The sequence below is a fragment of the Amycolatopsis sp. NPDC051716 genome (assembly GCF_040681595.1).
Taxonomy (GTDB): domain Bacteria; phylum Actinomycetota; class Actinomycetes; order Mycobacteriales; family Pseudonocardiaceae; genus Amycolatopsis.
On record NZ_JBFAZA010000001.1, the window covers coordinates 120,210 to 143,972 of the forward strand.

At 72.1% G+C, this 23,763-nt stretch carries 22 protein-coding genes and 1 pseudogene; 8 read left to right on the top strand and 15 right to left on the bottom strand.

Annotation, left to right across the window (positions count from 1 at the left end):
* Positions 1 to 95 precede the first annotated feature (95 nt).
* Positions 96 to 578 carry a hypothetical protein gene (locus AB0M30_RS00595; RefSeq protein WP_364578114.1) on the top strand — a complete coding sequence of 161 codons (483 nt, stop codon included), beginning with the start codon at positions 96 to 98 and terminating at the stop codon, positions 576 to 578.
* On the opposite strand, the gene AB0M30_RS00600 is transcribed toward AB0M30_RS00595, so the two are convergent.
* From AB0M30_RS00600 to pheA, 3 genes are all read right to left on the bottom strand, one after another.
* A complete protein-coding gene (locus tag AB0M30_RS00600; RefSeq protein ID WP_364578732.1) occupies positions 575 to 1,222 on the bottom strand; it encodes a DUF4232 domain-containing protein in 648 nt (215 codons plus the stop codon). The two genes, AB0M30_RS00595 and AB0M30_RS00600, sit on opposite strands and share 4 nt — an antisense overlap.
* 117 nt (positions 1,223 to 1,339) lie before the next feature.
* Positions 1,340 to 1,957, bottom strand: a complete 618-nt coding sequence (locus AB0M30_RS00605; protein WP_364578117.1) for a histidine phosphatase family protein — start codon at positions 1,955 to 1,957, stop codon at positions 1,340 to 1,342.
* Positions 1,954 to 2,862 carry a prephenate dehydratase gene (gene pheA / locus AB0M30_RS00610; RefSeq protein WP_364578120.1) on the bottom strand — a complete coding sequence of 303 codons (909 nt, stop codon included), beginning with the start codon at positions 2,860 to 2,862 and terminating at the stop codon, positions 1,954 to 1,956. Before pheA ends, AB0M30_RS00605 begins: the two co-directional genes overlap by 4 nt.
* 98 nt (positions 2,863 to 2,960) lie before the next feature.
* Between pheA and AB0M30_RS00615 the strand changes: the two genes are divergently transcribed.
* The 3 genes from AB0M30_RS00615 (at position 2,961) to AB0M30_RS00625 (ending at position 5,005) form a co-directional block, all read left to right on the top strand.
* Positions 2,961 to 3,581 carry a macro domain-containing protein gene (locus AB0M30_RS00615; RefSeq protein WP_364578123.1) on the top strand — a complete coding sequence of 207 codons (621 nt, stop codon included), beginning with the start codon at positions 2,961 to 2,963 and terminating at the stop codon, positions 3,579 to 3,581.
* Between the two features lie 115 nt (positions 3,582 to 3,696).
* Positions 3,697 to 4,629: a type I pantothenate kinase gene (coaA, locus tag AB0M30_RS00620; protein WP_013222129.1), complete on the top strand. Its 933-nt coding sequence runs from the start codon at positions 3,697 to 3,699 to the stop codon at positions 4,627 to 4,629.
* Between the two features lie 220 nt (positions 4,630 to 4,849).
* Positions 4,850 to 5,005, top strand: coding sequence for a hypothetical protein (locus AB0M30_RS00625; protein WP_199191572.1), 156 nt, complete (start codon positions 4,850 to 4,852; stop codon positions 5,003 to 5,005).
* Positions 5,006 to 5,008: 3 nt separating this feature from the next.
* Here the strand turns inward: AB0M30_RS00625 and AB0M30_RS00630 are convergent, their stop codons facing one another.
* The 3 genes from AB0M30_RS00630 to AB0M30_RS00640 form a co-directional block, all read right to left on the bottom strand.
* Positions 5,009 to 6,517: a hypothetical protein gene (locus tag AB0M30_RS00630; RefSeq protein ID WP_364578127.1), complete on the bottom strand. Its 1,509-nt coding sequence runs from the start codon at positions 6,515 to 6,517 to the stop codon at positions 5,009 to 5,011.
* A gap of 165 nt (positions 6,518 to 6,682) precedes the next feature.
* On the bottom strand, positions 6,683 to 8,008 hold the full coding sequence (locus tag AB0M30_RS00635; protein ID WP_364578130.1) for a hypothetical protein: 1,326 nt from the start codon (positions 8,006 to 8,008) through the stop codon (positions 6,683 to 6,685).
* A gap of 88 nt (positions 8,009 to 8,096) precedes the next feature.
* Positions 8,097 to 9,017, bottom strand: a complete 921-nt coding sequence (locus AB0M30_RS00640) for a nitrate- and nitrite sensing domain-containing protein (protein ID WP_364578133.1) — start codon at positions 9,015 to 9,017, stop codon at positions 8,097 to 8,099.
* Positions 9,018 to 9,151: 134 nt separating this feature from the next.
* Here AB0M30_RS00640 and AB0M30_RS00645 point away from each other — a divergent pair, with 134 nt between their 5' ends.
* On the top strand, positions 9,152 to 9,469 hold the full coding sequence (locus AB0M30_RS00645; protein WP_364578135.1) for a nucleotide pyrophosphohydrolase: 318 nt from the start codon (positions 9,152 to 9,154) through the stop codon (positions 9,467 to 9,469).
* Here the strand turns inward: AB0M30_RS00645 and AB0M30_RS00650 are convergent.
* On the bottom strand, positions 9,466 to 9,804 hold the full coding sequence (locus tag AB0M30_RS00650; RefSeq protein WP_360166000.1) for a DUF3024 domain-containing protein: 339 nt from the start codon (positions 9,802 to 9,804) through the stop codon (positions 9,466 to 9,468). The two genes, AB0M30_RS00645 and AB0M30_RS00650, sit on opposite strands and share 4 nt — an antisense overlap.
* 127 nt (positions 9,805 to 9,931) lie before the next feature.
* Here AB0M30_RS00650 and AB0M30_RS00655 point away from each other — a divergent pair, with 127 nt between their 5' ends.
* Positions 9,932 to 12,208: a helicase-associated domain-containing protein gene (locus AB0M30_RS00655; RefSeq protein ID WP_364578137.1), complete on the top strand. Its 2,277-nt coding sequence runs from the start codon at positions 9,932 to 9,934 to the stop codon at positions 12,206 to 12,208.
* On the opposite strand, the gene AB0M30_RS00660 is transcribed toward AB0M30_RS00655, so the two are convergent.
* Both AB0M30_RS00660 and AB0M30_RS00665 read right to left on the bottom strand, forming a co-directional pair.
* Positions 12,178 to 12,828 carry a class F sortase gene (locus AB0M30_RS00660; RefSeq protein ID WP_364578140.1) on the bottom strand — a complete coding sequence of 217 codons (651 nt, stop codon included), beginning with the start codon at positions 12,826 to 12,828 and terminating at the stop codon, positions 12,178 to 12,180. The two genes, AB0M30_RS00655 and AB0M30_RS00660, sit on opposite strands and share 31 nt — an antisense overlap.
* On the bottom strand, positions 12,825 to 13,313 hold the full coding sequence (locus AB0M30_RS00665; RefSeq protein WP_364578143.1) for an excalibur calcium-binding domain-containing protein: 489 nt from the start codon (positions 13,311 to 13,313) through the stop codon (positions 12,825 to 12,827). The genes AB0M30_RS00660 and AB0M30_RS00665 overlap by 4 nt, the downstream gene beginning before the upstream one ends.
* Positions 13,314 to 13,597: 284 nt before the next feature.
* Here AB0M30_RS00665 and AB0M30_RS00670 point away from each other — a divergent pair, with 284 nt between their 5' ends.
* Entirely contained in the window at positions 13,598 to 14,224 is a 627-nt protein-coding gene (locus tag AB0M30_RS00670) for a response regulator transcription factor (RefSeq protein ID WP_020642740.1), read from the top strand.
* Positions 14,225 to 14,422: 198 nt separating this feature from the next.
* Here AB0M30_RS00670 and AB0M30_RS00675 read toward each other — a convergent pair whose 3' ends face one another.
* The 6 genes and pseudogenes from AB0M30_RS00675 to AB0M30_RS00700 form a co-directional block, all read right to left on the bottom strand.
* Positions 14,423 to 15,352 carry a histidine kinase gene (locus tag AB0M30_RS00675; RefSeq protein WP_360166636.1) on the bottom strand — a complete coding sequence of 310 codons (930 nt, stop codon included), beginning with the start codon at positions 15,350 to 15,352 and terminating at the stop codon, positions 14,423 to 14,425.
* A 486-nt stretch (positions 15,353 to 15,838) separates the two neighbouring features.
* Positions 15,839 to 16,027: pseudogene (locus AB0M30_RS00680) on the bottom strand (sensor histidine kinase); the annotation flags it as partial.
* Positions 16,028 to 16,086: 59 nt separating this feature from the next.
* Positions 16,087 to 19,314 carry a thiol reductant ABC exporter subunit CydD gene (gene cydD, locus AB0M30_RS00685; protein ID WP_364578146.1) on the bottom strand — a complete coding sequence of 1,076 codons (3,228 nt, stop codon included), beginning with the start codon at positions 19,312 to 19,314 and terminating at the stop codon, positions 16,087 to 16,089.
* The gene (cydB, locus tag AB0M30_RS00690; protein ID WP_364578148.1) at positions 19,311 to 20,318 is read right to left on the bottom strand and encodes a cytochrome d ubiquinol oxidase subunit II; all 1,008 of its coding nucleotides are present in this window, start codon (positions 20,316 to 20,318) and stop codon (positions 19,311 to 19,313) included. The genes cydD and cydB overlap by 4 nt, the downstream gene beginning before the upstream one ends.
* Positions 20,319 to 20,432: 114 nt before the next feature.
* The gene (locus AB0M30_RS00695) at positions 20,433 to 21,908 is read right to left on the bottom strand and encodes a cytochrome ubiquinol oxidase subunit I (protein ID WP_364578151.1); all 1,476 of its coding nucleotides are present in this window, start codon (positions 21,906 to 21,908) and stop codon (positions 20,433 to 20,435) included.
* A 38-nt stretch (positions 21,909 to 21,946) separates the two neighbouring features.
* Positions 21,947 to 22,939: a S41 family peptidase gene (locus tag AB0M30_RS00700; protein ID WP_364578153.1), complete on the bottom strand. Its 993-nt coding sequence runs from the start codon at positions 22,937 to 22,939 to the stop codon at positions 21,947 to 21,949.
* Between the two features lie 186 nt (positions 22,940 to 23,125).
* Here AB0M30_RS00700 and AB0M30_RS00705 point away from each other — a divergent pair, with 186 nt between their 5' ends.
* Complete coding sequence (locus AB0M30_RS00705) at positions 23,126 to 23,713, top strand: TMEM165/GDT1 family protein (RefSeq protein WP_103341593.1); 588 nt, start codon at positions 23,126 to 23,128, stop codon at positions 23,711 to 23,713.
* Positions 23,714 to 23,763 lie beyond the last annotated feature (50 nt).

A 23,763-nucleotide genomic window follows, 5' to 3' on the forward strand; every position in this document is an offset into this window, starting at 1 on the left:
TCGGTGACGAATCGGACTCAGCCGCGGCGCTGACCCACCACGATCCGCGATTGTGAGCTGAAATAGCTCCTCACCCAGGTGGTGAGGAGGCAGTCATGCGCACCGTGGACCCGGGGACCGGCACCGACGCCGATCCCGACTTCGACGAGTCTCCGGCCGAGCCCGAGTCCGAGCCCACCCCGCCCCCGCCGTCGCGCCGGTTGCTCGTGCTGTGCGCGGTGGCCGGGTTCGTGCTGGGCGGCAGCGTGCTCGGGCTCCTGTGGGGACTGTCCGGAGTGCACGCCGGCGCGCTCGAAGACGCCGTCGCGGCGTGCCAGGCGCTCGACCGCGTGGGCGAGCTGCCCGACACAAGCCGGGACGCGCAGCCGGCGCTGACACCCGGGCTCAGCTCGGAGCGGCTGCACCGGATGATGGCGGCGCGCGAGCTGGCCGCGGCCGCCGCCCAGGTGAACGCCAACTACCAGCCGCTGGCCGACCACATCGACGGCGTCAGCCGGATGGTGCTGAGCCTGCACTTCAACGACATCTCCGGCCAACGGCACCTGACCCAAGCCAAGGAGATTTGCGGCCGGATTTAAGCGGGGTGGACCGTCTTCACCGCGAGCTGGTTGCCGGGGATCTTCGTGCTCGCGCAGCCGGTGCCATCCTCCGGCACGAAGTTCGACGCGGTCTCCTGCGGCAGGTAGATGCGCAGGCCCTTGACCGGCGTCGGCTGGCAGGTGCCCGGGTCGAAGTTGCGCACGTTGACGAACTGGATGTCGGCCGCCGCCGCCTGGCCCGGGTTCAGCTTGACGGCGTTGCCCTTGGTGCCGTCGCGGAAGGCGTCCTTGCCGACCTGGTGCCCGTCCGCACCGGCCACATAGGACACGCCGGGGAAGCCCTGGATGGTGCAGGGCTTCGAGCTGGAGTTCGTGATGAGCAGCGGCCGGTACGTCGAGCCGGCGCCCGAGTCGCCCTGGCCGAGCGAGAGCTTGACGTCCCCGGACCGGCACAGCCCGCTGTCGGCGGGCTGGGCGGCGGGCGGTGGCGCGACCGGCGTCGAGCTGGGGGTGGGGCTCGACGTGGCGGTGGTGACCGTCGTGGTGGCGGTCGGCGACGCCGAGGTCGACGGCGTCGAGCTGCTCGCCGCGTTCGTGGTGCCGCCACCGCCGCAGGCGGAGAGCGCGAGAACGCCAGCCGAAGCCGCGACAACCGGGAACAACCGTGAAAGCTTCATGTCAATCGCCTCCCTGGTGTGGTGCTACTGGGTAGACGTACCGGGTCGCGGGCGGGTTGGCTGCTCTCGTAAATTCCCCACCGGACGTGTTCTAAACGTGACAGGATCACACGTTCGGGGTCTTCAGAGCGGCGTGTCGACCCAGGTCAGGCACCGCCACTGGCCGTCCGGGCGCGCCACCAGCTCCACGAGACCGGTGTTCGGGATCAACGCCGCGTTGGCGACGTCCGCGTGCACGTTCGGCGCCAGCCACTCCGCGGCCAGCCGGATCGCGCCACCGTGGCTGACCAGGGCGATCACCCCGTCCGGGTCGGCTTGCTCGTGCTTGGCGCGCAGCCGGCCGACCGCGTCCAGCATCCGGGTGCGCACGCTCGTGCCGCTCTCGCCGCCGGGCAGCGACGGCGCCAGCTCGCCGAGCGTCCAGCGCCGGACCGTCTCCATGTACGTCCGGATCGACGCGTGGTCCGTCGCCCCTTCGAGATCACCCGCGACGACTTCGTGCACTCCGTCGACGACCTGCACGTCCAGGGAGAGCCGCGCGGCCAGCGGCGCCGCCGTCTGCTGGGCGCGCGTCGCCTGCGACGCGTACACCGCGACCACCGGTTCCTCCGACAGCCGCACCGCGAGCTCGGCCGCCTGCCGCCGGCCGAGCTCGGTCAGCGGCGGGCCGGGGAGGGCGGTGTCCAGCGCGCCGCGGACGTTCCCGTCGGTCTGCCCGTGGCGGATGAGCAGCAGCCTCACGCCTGGGCCCCCTTGCGGACGGCGTCGGCCCACGCGGCCGCTTCGACGAAGTCGTCGTTGCCGAAACCCGCCTCGATCGTGGTGGCAACGCCGTCGGCCCGCGGGTGCGAGCCGAGGAACCGCAGGTTGCGGCAGTGCCGGCGCAACGCCGTCAGCGCGTCGAGGACCCGCGGCTCGGCCACGTGGCCCTCGAAGTCGATGAAGAAGCGGTACTCGCCGAAGTTGCTGCGCGTCGGCCGGGCGTCGAGCCGGGTCAGGTTGATGCCCCGGCTGGCCAGCTCGGTGAGCAGCTCGGCGAGCGTGCCGGTGCGGTTCGCGGCCGCGGCGACCACGGACGTCCGGTCCGCGCCCGTCCGCTCCGGCAGTTCACCCGGCCGGCGGACCAGCAGGAACCGCGTTGCCGCGTCGGTGACGTCGGCGACTTCGGTGGCCAGCACGTCGAGGGCGTAGTGCTCGACCGCGACCGGGGCGCAGACCGCCGCGTCGAAGTCGCCGTCCAGCACGCCGACCGCGGCGGCGGACGTCGACGACGACGCCACCGCGTTCGCGTTCGGCAGGTTCGCCTCGAGCCACTCGCGGACCTGGGCCAGCGCGTGCGGGTGGCTGGCGACGGTGCGGATCTCCCCGCCGCCGGGCCGGGTCAGCACGCTGAAGTGGATCGGGAGGATGGTCTCGGCGACGGCGACCAGCGGCGCCGACTCGCTGAGCCCGTCGAGCGTGGCAGGCACCACGCCTTCGACGGAGTTCTCGATGGGGACGCAGGCGGCGTCCGCCGCGCCCTCGCGGACGGCCGTCATCGCCTGCCTGATGGTCTCGACCGGGATCAGTTCTTCGCCGGCGGCGAGCACCCGCGCGGCCTGTTCGGTGAAGGTCCCTCGGGGGCCGAAGTATGCGATCCGTGACACAGCACCCAGGCTACGGGGCCTGGCCGTGGCGACATTCACTCGGACAGCCGGTACGGGAACCGGTTACGCCGGGTGGCTTTTTTTGCGATGCTGAGGGCGTGACCGCCGAATCCGGCACGCACGCCGGACGTGAGGGCGCCAAGCCGCCGCTCGCCCCTCGCGCACCGGAGCTGGTGCTGTGCGCTGTCGAGGAACCACTCGCCGATGCCTGGACCGCCGCCGCGCAGAAACTGGCCGGCCGGGTCCGGGTGCACCGCGGGTCGGTGCTCGACGTCGTCGCCCAGGCCGTGGTCAGCCCGGCCAACTCCTACGGCTGGATGCGCGGCGGCATCGACGCCGTCTACGCGCGGGCGTTCCCGGGCGTGGAGCAGAGCGTCCGCAGCGCCGTCCTGGCCTTCCACGGCGGTGAGCTGCCGATCGGCGACGCCGTGGTGGTGCCGACCGGCGAAGCCGAGCCGGCGTGGTTGATCAGCGCGCCGACCATGCGGGAGCCCGGCGAACTGCTGCCCGCCGACACCGTCCACCCGTACCTCGCCGCCCGCGCGGTGTTCCAGACCTGGCGCGACGGCGAGCTCGACCACGGCCCGGTGCGGGAGCTCGTCCAGACGATCGCGATGCCGGGGCTCGGCACCGGCGTCGGCGGCGTGGCCGCCGCGACCTGCGCCCGGCAGGTCGCCGCGGCCTGGGACGAAGTCTTCGGAAATCGTGACGCTCAGTGATCAACCCTCGTTGGGGGGTGGACTACGTCACAGCGCTTTAACCGGCCGTAAGCCCTACCGTTAATCACGCAGGTGAAACGTGCGCCAGTGCAGGCGACGGCCGGAGGAGTGTGCGATGACCCGGGTCCGCGAACTCAGCCCGTATGTCGAGCTGCACCGGGAACAATGGAAAGAACTGCGGAGTTCGACTCCGCTGCCGCTGACCGCGGCCGAGCTGCTGCGGCTGCGCGGCCTCGGCGAACAGGTTGACCTGGCCGAGGTGGCCGACGTCTACCTTCCGCTGTCCCGCCTGATCAACCTGCAGGTCGCCGCGCGCCAGCGGCTCTACGAAGCGACGACGACGTTCCTCGGTGACGACTCCCGCGGCACGAAGGTCCCGTTCGTGATCGGCATCGCCGGGAGCGTGGCGGTCGGCAAGTCGACCACCGCCCGCCTCCTGCGCACGCTGCTCGCCCGCTGGCCGGACCACCCCCGCGTCGACCTGGTCACCACCGATGGCTTCCTGTACCCGCGGGCCGAGCTGATGCGGCGCGGGATCATGCACCGCAAGGGCTTCCCGGAGAGCTACGACCGCCGCGCGCTGCTGCGGTTCGTCACGGAGGTCAAGTCGGGCGCCGAGCGGGTCGCCGCGCCAGTGTATTCGCACCTGGCCTACGACATCCTGCCCGGCCAGGAGCAGGTGGTGCAGCAGCCGGACATCCTGATCGTCGAGGGCCTGAACGTGCTGCAGCCGGGGCCGCGGCTGATGGTGTCCGACCTCTTCGACTTCTCGATCTACGTCGACGCGCACACCGACGACATCCAGCGCTGGTACGTCGAGCGGTTCCTCGAACTGCGGCACACGGCGTTCGCGGACCCGGCGTCGCACTTCCACCACTTCGCCGGCCTGCCCGACGACGAGGCCCGCGCCGAGGCGCGGCACCTGTGGCACTCGATCAACGAGCCGAACTTGATGGAGAACATCAAGCCGACCCGGCCGCGGGCGACGCTGGTGCTGCGCAAGGACTGCGACCACGCCATCAACCGGGTTCGCTTGCGCAAGCTCTGACTCGGTTACCCGCCTCGTCACCCACATGCCGCACATTCGCACGCTGCGCGAGTGTGCGGCCACGAATCGTTGCGCCCTGACGACTCTCCGCTCCGGAATCCGGCCGATCGGCCGAGGCGGGCTATTCAGCCGTAACCGGTTGGCCGATACCCCCGGCCGCTGGGGAAAGCGACCCTGAAGAAGTCAGGAAAACGGCTCTGAGCTGGGGAGGAGGCCCACGATGTTCACGATGATCCTCACGTGGGTCGGTGCGGTGCTCGGTCTGGCCTTGCTGATCGCGATGGCCGCCGGAACGTTCGTCGTCGACTTCGACGACCGGCTGCAGGAGCGCCGCCGCAAAGCGAAGCCCGTCGAACCCGCGGGACCTCTCCCCTAGCGATCAGAGCTCGGCCAGCGCCGCCAGGTAGGCGTCTTCGTCGTATTCGAGGTTTTCCCCGTCCAGCAGGCTGTTTTCCAGCGCGTCGATCAGCTGCTCGAAGATCTCGTCGCGGTCGAGCTCGCCCTCCTTGAGGCGCTCGACGGCCGGCCAGACCTCGGCGGGCTCGTTGTCCCACAGCTGGTCGACGATCGTCGCGCGCAGGATCAGGCGCTGCTCTTCCTCGTCCTCGTCGGCCTCGGCGATGACGAGGGCGCGGCGCTGGTCGGGGTCGGTCGGGTCGAGGTCGACCTCTTCCTCGTCGATTTCCGTGGTCAGCGACGGCACGGCGAACATCCGGCGCTCCAGCGCGTCGGCCAGTTCGGTCGGCGACAGCTCGTCGGTGTCGGCGAAGTAGCGCTCCAGCGGTGAGTCGTCCTCGTCGCCGTACTCGCTGAGGTAGTCGGCGACGGCTTCGTCGAGGGCGGCGATCGCGGTCTCGGTCAGGTGTGCCCGCTCGCCCGCCCACTGCACCCAGGCCAGCACGACCGGCTCGACGGCGTCTTCGTGGTCGGCGTCGAGGTCGTACTCCTCGCCCAGCAGGCCCTCGAGGAACCGCGCGATCTTCTCCGGCCCGACGCGCAGCGGGTTGCCGGGGTCGGTGCGCAGGCCGTGTTCGAGCAGCAGGGCGCCGATCGCGCGGGCGGCGTCGGCGTCTTCCCCGCTCGCCGCGACGAACTGCTCGACGACGGCGGCGCGCTCGGTGGCGGACCACTCGGCCACCTCGGGCACGAGCGCGGGCTCCGGCAGGGCACGGCACCAGGTCAGCGCGACCGCGTGGAAGCGGGCGTAGTCCTCGCTGACGTCGGCCTCGTCGAGGTGGTCGGTGGCGGCGAGGCCGTCCGCGATCAGGCGGTGGGCCTCGGCGGGGTCGACCGCCTCGAAGAGGACCAGTTCCGGGTCGGCGTCGGACTGCTCCCGCATCTCGGCGATGACCTCGGCCGGCCCGTCGATCACGACGAGGTCGCGCACCCGGCCGCCCTCGGTGAAGTCGAGCAGCGCGAGCAGGCCGTACGCCTGGTCGCCGTGGGAGAAGACGCAGAGCAGGGACGACTCGTCGCCGTAGACGTCCCCGGTCCGCCAGCACTCGCCGGCGGTGACCCGGCCCAGCTCGCCGGCCCAGGTCGGCGCGGGGATGCCGCGGCCGAGGACGACCTGCAGCCCGGCGTCGGCGGCCTTGCGCTCGACGTCGGTCTCGGCGACGACCTTCAGCGCGGCCAGCAGCGCGGCGGCGCCCGGGGTGATCTTGCGCTGCGCGAACGCGATGAGCTCCAGGCCGAGCGGCTCTTCGCCGTCTTCGACGGGCACGTCGTGGAACTGGCCGAGCACCTCGGAGGCGAGCAGCTCGACGTCGGCGGGCGCGGGGTCGGCGCCCAGCGCCGAGAAGTCGTTCAGGACGTCCTTGAACAGGCCGGTCACGCTGTGCGTGACGGGCTGCGGCTGCCTCTTGCGGGCGCGACTGACCGGGCTCATACCGTCATGGTTTCACTTCACCGCGAGCTCGTCGCGGTGGCCCTGGCGCGGGTCCCGCCGCCTGCTCGGCGGGGAGGCGCCGAGCGGGGACGACGGAACCGGGCCACCGCGACGCCTGGCGCGCTCACGATGTCCCGGTGCACGTGTAACACCGGTTCGCCTGGGTCAACGAGGGGTGCGCGGGGAGGTTACGGGTTTCGGCATGGCGATCCGGGCGGCCCGGATTTCCGTGATCAGCCGGGTTTTCCGCCGGTGGTTTTCCACCAGCGTGGCCAGGTAAGCGGTGAATTCGTCCGGTGTCCCGGCCCGCTTGTGCAAGGTGCGCAACAGCTTCAGCCGGCGCGCGGCTTCCTGGTAGGCCTGCGGGTCCTTGCGCTCGATGAGCTCGTCGACGTGCTCGCGGAAGACCGGGATCGTCTCGGCCGGGTGCTCGGCGGCCCGCTGTCCGGCCAGCTCCAGCCTGAGCTCGGCGGACGCGCCGAACCGCACGCAGGCCCGCCAGGCTTCGTCGGGACGGCCGTCGTCGAGCAGGACCCGGACCAGCTCGTCCGCGTGCTCGACCCCTCCGGCGGCACGTTCGCGCAGGCAGGCCAGCGCGTCCCGGCGCTGCACCGTCCACTTCCCGTCGGCCGTCGCGGCCTCGCGCAACGCGGCGAACGTCTCGCGATCCGGCTTGGCGTCGAATTCCTTGCGACGGCGGGAGGTCTCGCTCTCCGGCTCCGGTGCCGGCGGCTGCTTGTCGTGGGTGAGCGCGCGGGCGGCGTGCGCGATGGCCTCACTGTGCCGTCCGGCGGCCCGCAGCACCCGGACGATCTTGAGGCTGACGTCCACGCGCGGCGGCTTGGCCGACAGGATCGCCACCAGCTCGTCGACGTCGCCGAGCACCTCGGCCAGCTGCTCGCGCAGCCGTTCGGCCACGTCGCGGCGGTGGCCCGGCCCGTTGGCCGCGAGTACGTCGTCCACAGTGGACTTGATCCGCTTGAGCCCCGGCTCGCCCAGCGCCGTCGCGAACTCGGCGAGGTCGATCACCGGGCGGCCGGGGCCGTCGAACTCGACCTCGAGGATCCAGTCGGCCAGCTTCTCCGGGTCCGGCGGCCGCGCGGCGCAGGCGCGCGCGTACAGCTCGACGGCGCGGTCCAGCCGGTCGGCCAGGTCGCCGGCGTGGTCACCGGACTGCTCCAGCACCTCGCTGATGTCGTCGACCGTGCGCCGGGCCAGCGGGGCGAGGTCGGCGCGGCTGCCGGCGTCGAGCATCCGCTGCAGCGTGTCGAGGACCGCGCCGACCTTGGCGGTGTACTCGACGTTCCCGTCGGTGACGGCGGTATCGAGCAGCCGGTGGGCTTCGGTGACGTCACCGGATTGGGTGGCGGCGCGCAGTTCGAGCGAATGCCGCAGCTCGGGATCGCGCTCGGCTTGGGCGTGCAGCAGGTCCGCCAGCGTCTCCGCGTCCAAAGTGCGCAGGTAGGGGCGAAGATCCGAGGGGGGACTCACGCGCACCAGTCTGCCTGACGGCCCTCGCCACGCGTGTGGGCCAACCGCGTGCTCTTTTCGGAGTAATCCATGACGGTGAGTGAGCGGCTCAGCGGCGGCGCAGGTCGTCGAACACGGCTTTCAGCGGCCAGGGATCCGGCAGCCCCGGCCGTCGTGACCGTGCGTGGCGGGGCCGCGGGATGGCCGCGTGCACGGTCGGCACCATGATCGGGACGACCGGCACCGGAACCCGCGCCACCAGCCGCCGGACCACCACCATCAGCAGCCCGGCGAACAGCAGGAGCGCCGTTCCCGCCGCCAGCGCACCGGCGAGGGTGCGGCGGCCGTCGTCGAGCGTCAGCTGCACGGCGTACTGGCTCTGCTGCGTGTACAGCAGGCCGAGCTGAGCGGCCACGGCGTAGGAGGCGCTTCGCCACGTGGGTTCGGGGACCGGAAGCGGTTCGGCGGCGGTGAACGCGTTCTCGGCGGCCGTCAGCCTGCTCCATTCGGCGCTACGGGTGAGCGATTCGTACGCCGTCCGGCCACTCTCGGTGAGCTGCGGGACGACCCGGGCGAGCTCGGCCCGGTAGGAGGCGACGGCGGAGGTGAACGATCCCCGCGTCACGTTGTCCAGCCCGGCCAGAGCGAGGGAATCGGAGCGATCCATGGTTTCGGCGACGGAAAGGAGCTCGACGGCGGTCGTCTGCTGGCAGGCGGATTCGGCGTCCGGGGCGTGCCGCGCGTACTCGCGCAGGCCGGCGATGGCGGACTCGATCCGCTGTGTGTAAGTCGCGTACGCGGCGCTTCGCTGTTCGGGTGCGGTCATCGCCGCGCTCCGCTCGGCCTGCAGGGCGACCACGGCGCGGGCCGTGCGGTCCGCGGCCGCCGCCGTCTCCACGGCCGCGTCCCGGGTCCGAACCGCTTGGTGGATCAGGAGAATCGCGATCACGACAGCCACGGCGACGAGCGCGCCACCGGGGATGAACGCGATGCCCAGCATGCGGCCGCGGACGGATCGCAGGTACTTCAAGACGTTCCCTTCCCAGCCTTGGTCCCCGCAAGCATCCCGACGAAGTTCAACCTATTGAGTGAGAGATTCACCGGTCAACGCCAATCCGCCATACGGCTGTTAGCGCAGTGTGACTACCGGGCACAATTGCAGCCGTGACTTTCGACGAGGTAACCCAGCGGCTGCGCGGGTTCGCCGCGGCCCGCGCCTGGGAGCCGTACCACACCCCGAAGAACCTGGTGATGGCGCTTTCCGGCGAGGTCGGCGAGCTGACCTCGCTGTTCCAGTGGCTGACCCCCGAGGAATCCGACGCGTGGCGCGAAGATCCGGCGCTGGCGGGGAAGGTGCTGGACGAGATCGCCGACGTCACGCTGTACCTGCTGCAGCTGGCCGACCGGCTCGGCGTCGACCTGGCCGCCGCGGCCCACGCGAAGATCGACCGCAACGAGCTCCGCTTCCCGCCGCCGGCCTAGCCCCAGAACACCCCGCCGGGGTTGCGGTCGATTTCGGCGAGCAGCGCGGGCGGCGTGCTGGCGACCGGCGCGTCCGGGTAGCTCAGCCACTTCCCGTTCCGGTCGGCCCACCACACCGACCAGATGCCGAACTCGTCGAACCGCAGCTGCGCGATCTTCTGCTCGCTCCACTCGGGCCCGGCCTGCGGCGACCACGGCGCGCGGCGTTCGACGATGGTCACCGTGCGGCCCCGCGTCCGGCACTCGACCCGGATCCGGTCCTGGAGGTGCTCGGGGACGCGCTGCGCGCACCACCGTTCGATCTGCCGCAGCGCGAGCTCCGGAATTGCCGCCATGGTGCCAGTGAACCGGGTCCCGCCCGGCCGGGCCGCACGGGGGCACCACCAAGCGCGGCGAGCACGGCCGCGCCGGGCGCCGACCCGGCGGCGGCGGGGCCGGCGAACGGTGATCTAGCCTGGGCCGATGACGACCGCCGACGAGCTGCTCGGCAGGCTGGCGGGCCTGGACAAGGCCGCCCTGGCGAAGGTGCTGGCCCACCGGCCGGACGTACTGCAGGAACCGTGGCCGCGGCGGCTGGACGTCGTCGCGGCGCGGCTCGCGTCGGGCGGGTCCGTTGATGCCGCGTTGCTCGGGTTGCCGATGCCGCTGGTGCAGGTCTTGCGGGCCGTCCAGCTGTGTTACGCGCTCGGGCAGCGGCCGGCGCCCGTCGCGGAAGTCGCCCGGCTGCTCGGCACGGACGCCGCCACCGTCGAGTCCTCGGTGGACGAACTGGCCGAGCGGGCGCTGCTGTGGGGCGACGAGGACGGCGTCAAGCTGCCGGAACTGCTGCACCGCAACAGCTTCGGCGCCGAGGGCCTCGGCCGGCCCGTCGAGAACCTGCTCGGGGAGCTCGGCACGAACCGGCTGGCCACGCTGTCGCGAGCCCTCGGCCTGCCCGACCGTGGTCGCAAACCCGAGCTCCTGCTCGGCCTCGCCCGCTTCTTCCGGGATGGCGAGAGCGTCCGCGAGCTCTTCGCCACCGCGCCGGCGGAGACGCGGAACCTGTTGCTGGACATGGCCGGCGGCGTTCCCGAGGTCGAAGGCCTGGTCCCCGCGGGCTGGGCGTTCGACCACGGGTTCCTGTTCGGGACCTACCACGGCACGGTGGCCATGCCGATCGAAGTGTCGCTCGCGCTGCGCGGCCCGGGCCACCAGCTGCCGTTCACCCCCGAAGAACCCGGGTACGCCGTCACCCACACCGGTGCCGAGGCAGCCGAAGCAGCGTCGTCAGCGGCCGCGCTGCGGTTGCTCGACCGCGTGTCGGCGGTCCTCGACCTGGCCACCGCGGAACCGTTGCCGCTGCTCAAGGACGGCTCGATCGGGACCCGGCTGGTCAAGAAGCTCGCCAAGGACACCGGGGCGACCCCGGCGGAGATCGAACTGGCCATCGACCTCGCCGCGCAGGCCGGGCTGCTGGTCGCCGACGAGCCACCGCCGCCGCGTCGCGGGCAGAAGGCCCCCGCGCCCACGCTCGCGCCGGATCCGGCCCTCGCGCGACCGGCGCCCGCGCTGTTGTACCGCCTGCTGCTGACGACCTGGTGGGACCCGGTGCCGCCGCAGTTCGAGACCGACGTCGACGCGCTGGTGCGACGGCTGGTCCTGCGGCTGCTGGCGCGGCTCGCTCCCGGCGACGCGCTCGACGTCGACGCGCTGATCCAGCTCGCCGAATGGCACGCGCCGCTGCTGCCGGCCGACGACTTCGCCGGGCACGTCCGGGCCGCGCTCGGCGACGGCGAACTGCTCGGCGTCCTCGCGCACGGCGCCGTGACCGCGGCCGGACGCGCCCTGCTCGCCCAGGAACGGCTCGTCGAAGTCACCGGCGAACTGGTCTCCCGGGCGCGCACGACGGCGTTGTTCGGCACCGACCTGACCGCGATCGTGCCCGGCTCGCCCGACGCCCGGCTCGCCGCGCTGCTCGACCGCGTCGCCGACCGTGAAGCGCAGGGCACCGCGACCAGCTGGCGGTTCTCCCCGGCGTCCGTCCGGCGGGCGTTCGACCGGGGCGCGACGACGGCCGGACTGCTCGACGACCTGCGGGCCATCGCCGCGGGCGACCTGCCGCAGCCGCTGGTGTACCTGGTCAACGACGTCGCGCGGCGGCACGGTGAGGCGCAGGTGTACGACGTCGCGAGCGTCGTCGTCGGCGAGCCCGCGGTGCTGGCCGAGCTCGCCGCGCACCGGAAGCTCGCCAAACTCGGCCTGCGCCCGGTGGCACCGACCGTGTTGACGTCCACTGTGGACGCGGGGGGCACGCTGGAGGCGTTGCGCGAAGCGGGTTACGCGCCGACCCGCCACGCCGCGGACGGCAGCATCGTGCTGCCCGCCCGTGACCAGCCCGAGCCGACGGTGGCCGTCCGCGACCCCGGCCCCGGCGAGCGGCCGGCCGATCCCGCCGACCACGCCGAACGGCTGCTGGCCACTCCGGCGAGCGGCCCGGCCCTGCTGCGCGGGCAGCTCGCCCGCGCGATGAGCGACCGCTACGCGGGCCGGCTCACGCCGAAGCAGCAGCAACTCTGCTGGCAGCTCGAAGCCGGGCTGCCGGTCGACATCGCCTACGGCGGCGAGCACCTGGTCATCGCCCACCCCGAGCTCGACGGCGACGTCCTGGACGTGTGGTCCCTCCGGGAACGCACCTACCGGCGGCTCGAGCTGACCCGGATCGAGCTGGCTCAGGCCTCGACGGCGGTGAGCCTCGCGTAGGCCACGACGTTGTCCAGGTAGTTGCCGCTCTCCCGGTCGAAGGCCCCGCCGCAGGTGATGAGCCGCAGTTCGGGGTCGGGGGTGTCGCCGTAGACCTGGTCGGTCGGGAACGTCGCCTTCGGGTAGTGGTCGACGCGGTAGACGGTGAAGACCGCGACCCGGCCGTCCACGCGGCCGACCTTGGCCTCCTCACCGGGGCGCAGCTCCTTCAGGCGGGAGAACGCGCCGGGCACGTGCTTGTAGTCGACGTGCGCGGCCAGCACGGCCGGGCCGGTCTCCCCGGGCGACGGCGCGCCGGTGAACCAGCCCACCGTCGTCGCGTCGCCCGGGACTTCCAGCGCACCGTCCGGCGTGAGGCCGAGGTCCTTGATCTCCTCGGCTCGCACGCCGATCGCCGGGATGGTCAGGGACGCCGGTTTCGCCGCGGAAAGGCCGTCGGCGGCCGTAGCCGAGGTGTGCGCGATGCTCGCGGTGCCCGCCGGGTTCGTGGCGGCCGGGCTCGGCGGGGCGATCTCCTGCGGCGCTTTCGGCGACAGGACGAGGACGAGGGCCACGGCCAGGACCACGCCGAGCGCGGCGGCGACCGCCGTGACCGCGGGCCACAGGCGCGGGTGCCTCAACTCGGGCGCCGGCGCAGGTAGAGCACCATGCCGCCGGACACCGTCGCGGCGAGCAGCGTGCCGCTGAGCACGAGGAAGCCGGGGACCTCGGCGTCCGGCTCACCGCCGCCGGTGGCGACGCCGCCGACCGGCTTGATCTTCACCTGGCCGCCGGTGGTGGCGGGCTTCTTGGTGGTCGTCTTCGGGGCGCTCTTCGGCGTGGTCTGCGTGGGCTTTTTCGCCGTCGGCGTGCTGGTGGCCGGCTGCTTCGGCCGGGGCGCGAGGGATTCGCAGGCGATTCCGTCTTTGTCGTCGTCCAGGTGGTTGGGGTCGCCCGGCGTGGCGTCGAGAACCGCCTGGGCGTCTTCCTGGTACTGGAAGTCTTTGCAGTTCAGGTCGCCGACGAGCGGCGTCGCGAGCTGCGCGGAAGCGAAGGGGACGGGGCCGAGGAGAGCGAACCCGGCGACGGCGGCGGCCGTCGTCAAGGCGCGGCGAAACAGGGACAACGGAATTCCTTCCGAACGGAATCTGGGGCGATTGCGTGGTTACTATCGCGACCTCGGCGGTGCCGTTACGGACTATTCCGGAATTCCGGAAATGCCAGCGTCCCACGAAGAACGACGCTGCTGGTGATTCTTCCCCGATTCCGCTTCGACCTGCGGATTTGTGCTCCAGGAATGCATACCGGCGGGAATGTTACGGGTACGCGGTCACACCTTTGAGGTAATTCACGTGTGACGATGCCGACCGGCCGCCACCGCGGGCTCCGCGCACCCCGTAACCTCGGGGTATGCCGATCCAGGTACTGCTCGTCGACGACCACGAACTGGTCCGCCGCGGGCTCCGCGACCTCCTCGGCGACGAGCCCGACATCGAGGTCGTCGCCGAAGCGAGCAGCGTCGAAGAGGCCCTGGCGGTGGCGATGCACGTCGAGCCGGAGGTCGCGGTGGTCGACGTCCGCCTCGGCGACGGCGACGGCATCACGCTCTGCCGCGAGCTGCGCTCGAAGCCGAACCCGCCGGCCTGCCTGATGCTCACCGCGTTCGACGACGAAGAGGCCATGGTCGGCGCGATCATGGCCGGTGCCGCGGGCTACCTGCTGAAGCAGGTGCGGGGGCAGGACGTGGTGAACGCGGTCCGCGAGGTGGCAGCCGGGCGGTCGCTGCTGGACCCGGTGAGCACCGCGCGGGTGCTGGACAAGATGCGGCACCCGCCGACGGACGAGCTGGCGGCGCTCACCGAGCGCGAACGCGACGTGCTCGAGCTGATCGGCCAGGGCCTGTCGAACCGCGAGATCGCCGAACGGTTGTTCCTCGCGGAGAAGACGGTCAAGAACTACGTCACGTCGGTGCTGGCGAAGCTCGGCATGCAGCGCCGGACGCAGGCCGCCGCCTGGATCGCGCGGCGCGAGAAGTAACCGCTCGTCCGCAATCCGCCGTTCGCTGCGACCTTTTTCCGGCTCGTCACGGACCGCCATCTCGATCAGGGCATTTTCGGGCAGAGATTCACCCGAACGTGAGTCGAATATATGTTCGACAACCCGGTAAGATCAAAGAGGAGGGCGTGGAAGGGAGGACGGGATGACCCGAGAAGGGTGAGCCGCAGGAGATCGGGGTCAGTCGAGAGGCAGGTCGAACGCGACGAGCGTGCCGAGGCTGGGTGAAGAGTTCAGGAAGAACGTCCCGCCCGCGGCGTCCGCGCGTTCGGCGAGATGACGCAGACCACGGGTGGCGACACCTTGGGGAACGCCGGAACCGTTGTCCCGGACGCGGAGTTTCACTCCACCGGAGTCCCTGGTCAGCGTCACGCGGGTTTCGCTGGCGCCGGAGTGTCTGACCACATTGGACAGTGCTTCGCGCAGAGCGGCCCGGATGTGGTCGGCGCGTTCCGCGGGAACGTCGGCGAATTCGCCGGACAGCTCCAGGGTCGGCGGATAGCCGAGCAGTTCGCCGGCGATACGAACCTCGCCGCGCGCCGACTCGGCAAGGTCGGCGGGCGTGCCGGTGTCGTGGCGAGGCTCGGGTGAGCGCAGCGCGCGCACGGTGCCGCGGATTTCTTCGATGGTCTGGTCGAGCTGGTCGATGGCGTCGGACAGCCGGGCCCCATCGGCTTGGGCGAACCGCTTACGCATGTTGCGCCGGACGCGGTCCAGCTGCATCCCGGCGCCGTAGAGCCGCTGGACGATGACGTCGTGCAGCTCGCGGGCAATGCGTTCGCGCTCTTCATAGAGAGCAACCCGGTGGCGGGCATTGGCGCCTTCGGCGAGCGCGAGGACAACGCCGGCTTGCGCGGCGAAGGCCACGAGCATCTCGACGGTCCCCGCGGAGAAGGGCTCACGCCCCTGCTTCCGGTAGACGGTGAGCGACCCGAGAACCCGCCCCCCAGACCCGAACGGCGCGGCCGCGAAGGGCCCATAGCCATGAAGTTCGGCGGGCACGTAGGGCGCGGTACGCGGATCGACGGTGAAGTCTTCGCTGGACACGGGTTCGCCACCGCGGGCCACCTGGCCGGCCGCGGAGTCGGCGGGAAGTGCCAGCCCCCGCAAGGACTCCCCGGCGGACGCTGGGCCCGGGAGTGACGCCGGATCCGGGCTGCCGGCCGGCTCGCGAGCAGCGCCCGGCTGCGCGCGGGGGGCGGCGGCCGGGGTCGGGTCGCTGGTTGCCGATGCGGCGGCTGCTCCGATGCCACGCGGGTCGCCAGCCACCGGGGCCGCAGCTATGGCAGCGGCTGCGGGGTCACTGGGGTCGCCGGCCAGGTTGCTTGCGTTGGTGCCCGCCCCTGGGCCACCGACCGTCGGCACGCTGGCGGCGGGCGCGGCCGGGTCGCCGGCCAGCTTGCCGCCGTTGGCGCTGGGCGCCAGGCCCTCTGCCGAACCGCCAGTCGCCCGCGCGGCCGAACCAGTCGCGGTTGGACTCCCGGCCGACTCTCCGCCGCTGGTACCCGATGCCGGGCCACCAACCGAACCGCCGGCCGCCGGTGCGGGGGTGGCCGGCTGGGCCTTGTCCTCCGTTGCCGGGTGGGCCGTTGCGTAGTGGGCGGCTTCGACCACCACTCGGCCGTCCTCCGTGCTGACCATGGCCAGGCCCAGGTCGGCGTCGGCCAGTTCGGCCGCTCGGGCCACGACCGTGTCCAGCACCGCTCCCGGGTCGTCGCCGGACAGGGCGGTGCTCGTTATCTCGGTGGCCGCGGACAGTGCCCGGGCGGCAAGCGTCGGATCCATGAGTTCCGTCATTATCGCGCGGCGCGAGGGCGGTGCGGCAAGGACACAGCGGGAATCGATCACGGCACCGGCACCCGGGTGACGACCCGGCCGTCGCGGACCTCGAGGACCACGTCCGCTCCGGCCGCCTCCTCGGCGAGATGCGTCACGTGCACCACCGTCCGGCCCGCCAATGCCTCCCGCAGATGCGCCCGGACCGCCTGGGCCGTCGCCTCGTCCAGGTGCGCGGTCGGCTCGTCCAGCAGCACGAGCCCCGCCGACGGCGCCCCGAGCAGGGCCCGCGCCAGCGCCACCCGCTGCGCCTGGCCGCCGGACAGTCCGGTGCCGCCGCCGGCGAGCACCGTCTCCGGCGAGACGTCGGTCAGCGCCGCGGCGTGCAACGCCGAGCGCAGCTCCTCCTCCGTCGCCGTCGGGCGGGCCAGGCGGAGGTTCTCGGCGATCGTCGTCGCCGCGAGCATCGGCTCCTGCGGCGCCCACGCCACCCCCTCGGGGACCGCGACCACCCCACGTCGCGGGGGGAGGAAACCAAGCAACGCGGCGACGAGCGTCGACTTGCCCGCCCCGCTCGGGCCGACCACCGCCGCGTACGTGCCCGGCGCGAGCTCGACGTCGACGTCGTGCAGCACCAGCGGTCCGCCCGGCCAGCCGAGGTCCGCTCCGCGCAGCGCGACGCGGTCCCCGCGCGAAGTGAGCACGGGCGCTTCCGGCACGTCGGCGAGCCGGCGACGTGCGCGTTGCAGCGTGTCCCAGTGCTGCGCCACCGGCGGCAACAGCGCCAGGACCTCCGCCAGCGCGAGCGGCACCAGCGCCAGCAGCGGCGCCAGGACCGGGTCGAGCCGTCCGCCCGAGACCGCCGCGGCGGCGAGTGCTGTGCTGACCACCGCCGCCGCGCCGCAGACCAGCGTGACCAGGGCTTCCGCCGCGCCCGCGCCGAACGCCTGCCGACGCGCCTGCGTCACCAGCCGCGTGTCGGCGGCCGCGAGCGCGCGGCGGTGGTGGTTCGCCGCCGCGCCGAACGCCAGCAGCTCGGCCGCCGCTTCGAACATCACCAAGACTCGCGTCGCCACCTCGCGTCGACCCGCCGCCAGCGCGGACGTTGCCCGGCGCTCGGCGCGCAGGGCGACCCACGGCGCGCACAGCCCGAGGGCCACCGCCGCCGCGAGCGTCACTCCCGCGGCCGGCAGCACCCACGTCTGCACCGCGATCGCCCCGGCCGCGACCAGCGCGACCACCAGCGGCGGGGACACCACGCGCGGCAGGAGGTCGCGCACGGTGTCGACGTCGCCGACCAGCCGGCGTTGCCCCTCACCGGCGCGCAGGCTGCGGGCCGGCCCGAGCCGGACCAGGGAGTTCCACAGCCGCACCCGGACGCGGCCGGCGATGCGGAACGCGGCGTCGTGCGTGACCAGCCGTTCGACGTACCGGAGCCCCGCGCGGCCGAGCCCGAACGCGCGGACGCCGACGACCGCCACCGTCAACGTCAGGATCGGCGGCTGCTGGGACGCCTTGGCGATGAGCCAGCCGGACGTCGCCGTCAGCGCCACCCCGGCCAGCAGCGCGAGCGCGCCCAGCGCGGCGCCGCCGAAGAGCCGGCCGTCGAGGAGCGCGCGCCACCTCAGCGGTGCGACCGCAGAGTCCACTGTGGACGGCTCAGGAGCAGCCGCGACGTCGGGCGGCAGGTCGACCGCCGCGGTGCGCTCGTGGGCCGCGATGACGGCCGCCGCGCCGTTGTCGACGGCGCGCTGCACCGCGTCGAGCACCAGGCGCGCGCTCGCTTCGTCGAGGTGGGCCGTCGGCTCGTCGAGCAGCAGCAACCAGGCCCCGCACCGCACCCGGTGCAACGCGCGGGCGACGGCGACACGCTGACGCTGCCCCAGCGACAGCTGGGAAACCGGCCGGTCGGCCAGCCCGGCCAGCCCGAGTTCGGCGAGCACCGCGCCGGACGAGCCCACCTCCTCGCTCACCGTGCCGCCCGTGAACACCGGTGACTGCGGCACCCAGGCGACCTGCGAGCGCCAGCGGACGAGGTCGGCGTCGGCGAGGTCCGTCGAGCCGACCGTGATGGCGCCGTCGTGCGCCGGGACGAAGCCGAGCAGCGCCGAGAGCGTCGTCGACTTGCCGCCGCCGCTCGGGGCGCGGAGCCAGACCGTTTCGCCGGGCCGGACCGCGAACGACTCGCCGTCCGGGGCGAACCCGCCGCGTCGCGCGACGCGCAGGGACGTCACGCGCAGCTCGCCGCGAGACGGGATCGCGGTCCCGGCCGCGGGCACCGGCAGAGCCAGCAGGTCGGCGACGCGCCGGACCGCTTCGACGCCGTCCTCGCTGGCGTGGAACGCGGCGCCGACCGCGCGCAGCGGCTGGTAGCACTCCGGCGCGAGGATCAGCACGCCGAGCCCGATGGCCAGCGGCAGGTGCCCGCCGGCGAGCCGGACGCCGATCACCACCGCGACGAGCGCCACCGACAGCGTCGCGACCAGTTCGAGCACGAACGCCGAGGAGAAGGCGACCTTCAACGTCTTGAGCGTCGCGCGGCGGTGGCGTTCGGACAGCTGCCGGACGGTCTCGGCCTGCGCCGCGGCCCGGCGGAACGCGGTCAGCACCGGCAGCACGCGCACGAGCTCCAGCAGCCGTCCGGACATCCGGTGCGTCGCGTCGGTCGCGCCGGCGACGCGGTCGGCGGTGTACTTGCCGACGAGGATGGCGAACATCGGCAGCAGCGGCACGGTCAGCGCGACGATCACGCCGGACGGCCAGTCGGCGAACAGGATCGCCGCGCCGGCGCCGAGGGGCCCGACGGCCGCCGTCACCAGGGCGGGAAGGTATTCGCGGAAGTAGGCGTCGAGCGCGTCGAGGCCGCGGGTCGTCAACGCGGTCAGCTCGCCGTGGCCGCGCTGGGCGATCCACTCGGGCCCCAGGCGCAGCGCGTGGTCGACGGCCTTGGCCCGCAGCTCGCGTTGCGCGGTCGCGGCGGCGCGGGCGGAGACCGAGCGCACCGCCCAGCCGGTCAGCGCGCGTGTCGCGACGAGCGCTAGCAGCGCGACCAGCTGGGCGGTGCTTCCCCCGGATCCTGCTCCGACGATCGCCGCGAGGACGTCGGCGAGCAGGAACGCCTGTGCCACCAGGGCGGCGGCGTTGACGAACGACAGGAAACCCACCAGGGCCAGCGCTCGGCGCACTGCCGGCACGAGGGCCGGCAACGCGCCGAGCGGGCCCTTTCCCGGTCGCGCCGAGTCCGTTGTGGACTCCGAGGCGGGAAGAGGAGCGCGTCCGGGAAGCTGGTTTGTCATGGTGCGTGGACCGCCGGAATGTGCTGGGTGCCGATCCGCTTGCGGAACACCCAGTACGTCCAGCCCTGGTAGATCAGCACGGCCGGGGCGCCGAAGACGGCGACCCACGTCATCACGGTCAGCGTGTACGGGCTCGAGGCGGCGCCCTCGATGGTGAGCGTGTTGGCGGTGTCGAGGGTCGAGGGCAGGACGTTCGGGAAGAGCGAGCCGAACATGACCACCGCGGCCCCGGCGATGACGACGCCGAGCGCGGCGAACGCCTGCCCGTCGCGGTCGGCGCGCAGCCGCAGCCAGGCGACCACCGCGGCGACGGCGCTGATCCCGAACGCGAGCAGCGTCCACAACGTGCCCGCGCGCCACTGGACGACCGAGAGGAACGCGACCATCGGCAGCATGGCGATCGGCAGCAGCCTGAGCGCCAGTGTGCGGGCACGTTCCCGCAGGTCACCGCTGGTCTTCAGGGCGAGGAACGCGGCGCCGTGGGTGATCGAGAAGGCGGCGATCGCGACCGCGCCGAGCAGGGTGTCCCAGCGGACGGCGGCGAACGCGGAGCCGACGCGGTTGCCGTCGGCGTCCAGCGGCAGGCCGAGGACGGTGGTGGCGAGGATCAGGCCGACGCCGAGCGGCGGGAGCCACGAGCCGATCACGATGACGCGGTCCCAGGTGCGCCGCCAGCGGTCGGAGTCGACCTTGCCGCGGTATTCGAAGGCGACGCCGCGGCCGATCAGGGCGAGCAGCACGAGCAGGAGCGGCAGGTAGGCGGCCGAGAACAGCCCCGCGTACCAGGCGGGGAAGGCGGCGAACATGGCCCCGCCGGCGACGATGAGCCAGACCTCGTTGCCGTCCCAGACGGGCCCGATGGTGTTGACCATGACGCGGCGCTCGGTGTTGTCGCGCGCGAGCACCGGCAACAGCATGCCGACGCCGAAGTCGAAGCCTTCGAGGAAGAGGTAGCCGAGCCAGAAGAAGGCGATGACGACGAACCAGGCGATTTCGAGGCTCATCGCGCACCTCCGGCCGGTCGGTGGCTGTGAGTTATCCACAGGTGAGCGAGTTGTCCACAGACGAACTGTGGGTAACTCGACAGAGTGGTCACGTTGACACTCATCGTCAGCACCTCAGTAGGCGAAGGCGAGGGTGTCCCCGCCCGGTTTGTCGGAGTCCGCCGGCTTCGGCGGGGGCATCACCGCGTCGACGCCGCCGCGGACGTACTTCCGCATCAGGTACAGCTCCACCAGGCCGAGGGCCGCGTACACCGTGGTCAGCGCGATCAGCGACGTCCACACCTCGCCCGTGGTCAGCCGGGAGACCGCCTGGGCGGTGAACATCCACACGCCGTCCACGCCGGTCGGGTTGGGGACGACCACGAACGGCTGACGGCCCATCTCGGTGAAGATCCAGCCCGCGCTGTTGCCGAGGAACGGCGTGGCGATGCCGCCGAGCACCAGCCACGGGAACCAGCGGCCGCCCGGGACACGGCCCTTGCGGGTCAGCCACAGGGCCAGGACGCCGATGCCCGCCGAGACCGCGCCGAAGCCGATCATCATGCGGAAGCCCCAGTACGTCACCGGCAGGTTGGGCACGTAGTCGATCGGCTTGCCGGCCAGCGACCCCAGCGCCGGGTCGTCCGGGTAGTTCGTGCCGTACTTGGCCTGGTACTCCGTCACCAGGTTCTCCACGCCCTTGACCTCGGTCTTGAAGTCGTTGTGCGCCAGGAACGACAGCAGCGCGGGCACGTTGAACGTCTTGACGTCTTCGCAGTTCGCGCCGGACACGTCGCCGATCGCGATGATCGAGAAGCTGGCCGGCTTTTCCGTGTGGCACAGCGCTTCCGCCGACGCCATCTTCATCGGCTGCTGCTCGAACATCAGCTTGCCCTGCGTGTCGCCGGTGATCGCGAGGACCGCGAACGCCGCCACGCCGACCCAGCCACCCAGCCGCAGCGAGGACCGCCAGACGTCGGCGTGGTCGCCGCGCCGCCACAGGTGCCAGCCCGCGACACCCACCAGGAACGCCGCCGCCACCGAGAACGCGCCGGCCAGGGTGTGCGGGATCGCGGCCAGCGCCGTGTTGTTCGTCAGCACCGCCCAGATCGAGTTCATGGTCGGCTTGCCGTTCTCGAACGTCACGCCCACCGGGTGCTGCATCCACGAGTTCGCGGCCAGGATGAAGTACGCCGACGCCATCGTGGCCAGCGAAAACGCCCACGCGCAGGCCAGGTGGACCTTCTTCGGCAGCCGGTCCCAGCCGAAGATCCACAGGCCGAGGAACGTCGACTCGACGAAGAAGGCGACAAGCCCTTCCATCGCGAGCGGCGCGCCGAAGACGTCGCCGACGAAGCGGGAGTACGCGCTCCAGTTCATCCCGAACTGGAACTCCTGCACGATCCCGGTCACCACGCCCATGGCGAAGTTGACCAGCAGCAGCTTGCCCCAGAACTTGGTCATCTTCAGGTGCCGCGGCTCGCCGGTGCGGACCCAGCGGGTCTGCATCGCCGCGACCAGGATCGACAGCCCGATGGTCAGCGGGACCATCAGGAAGTGGTAGACGGTGGTGATGCCGAACTGCCACCGCGCTAGCTCAAGGACCTCCACGTGGTCCAGCGTGCTCCGGCGCCGGTGGGGCGGCTAGATCAAACAGTCCCGTCCGGCCCGGGACCAACGTCCTTCACCTGGTCGAGTGCCTGGCGCGCTTCTTCGGCGACGCCGCGGCGCGCTCCGGCGTCGCCCAGCGTGAGGACGTGCGCCAACGCCAGCGCGTACGCGGTGTCGAACGCCTGGTCCGCGGCGACCGCGATGTCCGGCGCCACGCCGACGCCCTCCCAGTTCTCCCCCGTTTCCGGGTCGTACGAACGGGCGATCGGGACGGTCACGTCCAGGTAGGTGTCCACTTTGTACCGGTCGCAGGGGTGCGCGCCGCCCCGGGTGACTTCGCCGACGGTCTTCGCGCGGCCCTGCCGCTGCAGCGAGAAAGCGAGATCTTCGCCACCGGAGAACGTCACCGGGCCGGTGAGCACCCAGATCGGCTTGGTGCCGCCGAACTTCGGGCCCGGGACGTACGGCAGCGTCCACATCTGGGTGACGCGGTCGCCGTCGCGCTCGTAGAAATCGAGGTAGTGGGTCCGCTCGTCGACCAGGTAGCTCTGCAGGAACGCACTGGTCTCCGGGTCGCCCCCGCGGTTGCGCCGGACGTCGATCAGCAGCGCGTCGGCCGACGCGACCAGCGTCATCGCCGCCGAGATGGCCGGGGCCGCGAGGTCGATCGGGTAGAGCATGGTGGTGTCGAGATAGCCGACGTTGCCCGGCAGCCGCCGCACCGCCGCGACCCCGAAGTTCTCCAGCTCGCCCGCGCGGCGGAAGCTCTCGGACGCGTGTTCCGCGTCACCGTCCACGGCGACGGGATCGGCGTGGTGGCGCAGCCGCAGGTGCTTGTCGTCGTTCACCGACTGGAGGTCCGCGGTGACGGCCGTCGCGAACTCCGCGTCCCCGAGGTCTGCGTACGCACCCTCGTCGAGGCGTGCGCGAAGGACCTCCGCGAGCTTGGCGGCAACGTCCGGGAAGACGTAGTGAGCGTCCAACCGGCGGATGACCTCTTCGACCTGCGCAGCACGCGCCTGTGACCCCATGCCGGTGAACCTACCGCAGGCCACAACCGAAAATTCGGCATGCCGAAAAAATTTGTGTGACCCTCCTGGATGCCAAATTCATGGCCGCCGATCCGGCAATTTCGCGATCGCCATCAGCTTGCGGCTTTCCTGATCTCCCCTTTATCGTTGCAGTGAAAGGGGCGAAAAACACTCATGACTACCGCTATGGTGGCGCTGATCAGCGCGTTCGGCCTGGTCCTCGCCGTGGAGCTGCCGGACAAGACGCTCGTCGCGACCCTGGTGCTGACCACCCGTTTCCGCGGCTGGCCGGTTTTCGCCGGGGTGTGCGCCGCGTTCGCCGTGCAATGCGTCATAGCGGTCTCGTTCGGCAGCGTGTTGACGCTGTTACCGGACGTCGTCCTCTCGCTGGTGGTCGCCGCCATGTTCGGTCTCGGCTCTTTCATGCTCCTTCGCGAGGGATTCAGCAAAGCCGACGAAGCGGGCGACGACGCGTCGCGCGTCGGGCCGGCGCCGCAGTCCTTCCTCCGCTCGGCGATGACGTCCTTCGGCGTGCTCTTCGCGGCCGAGTGGGGCGATGCCTCCCAGCTCGCAACGGCGAGTCTCACCGCCCGCATCGGCAACCCCTTCGCCGTCGGCGTCGGCGCCTTCACCGCGCTCGTCGTGGTGGCCGGGCTCGCCGTGTTCATCGGCGCGAAGATCCGCAGCCGGATCAAGCCGAAACTGATCCAGCGCTGCGCCGGGTTCGCGTTCGCCGGATTCGCCGCTTTCGCCCTGGTCCAGCTGACCTTCTGACCGATCCTTCACAGGTTCGCCCGGTAACCTTTCGGAAACGAAAGGGAGAG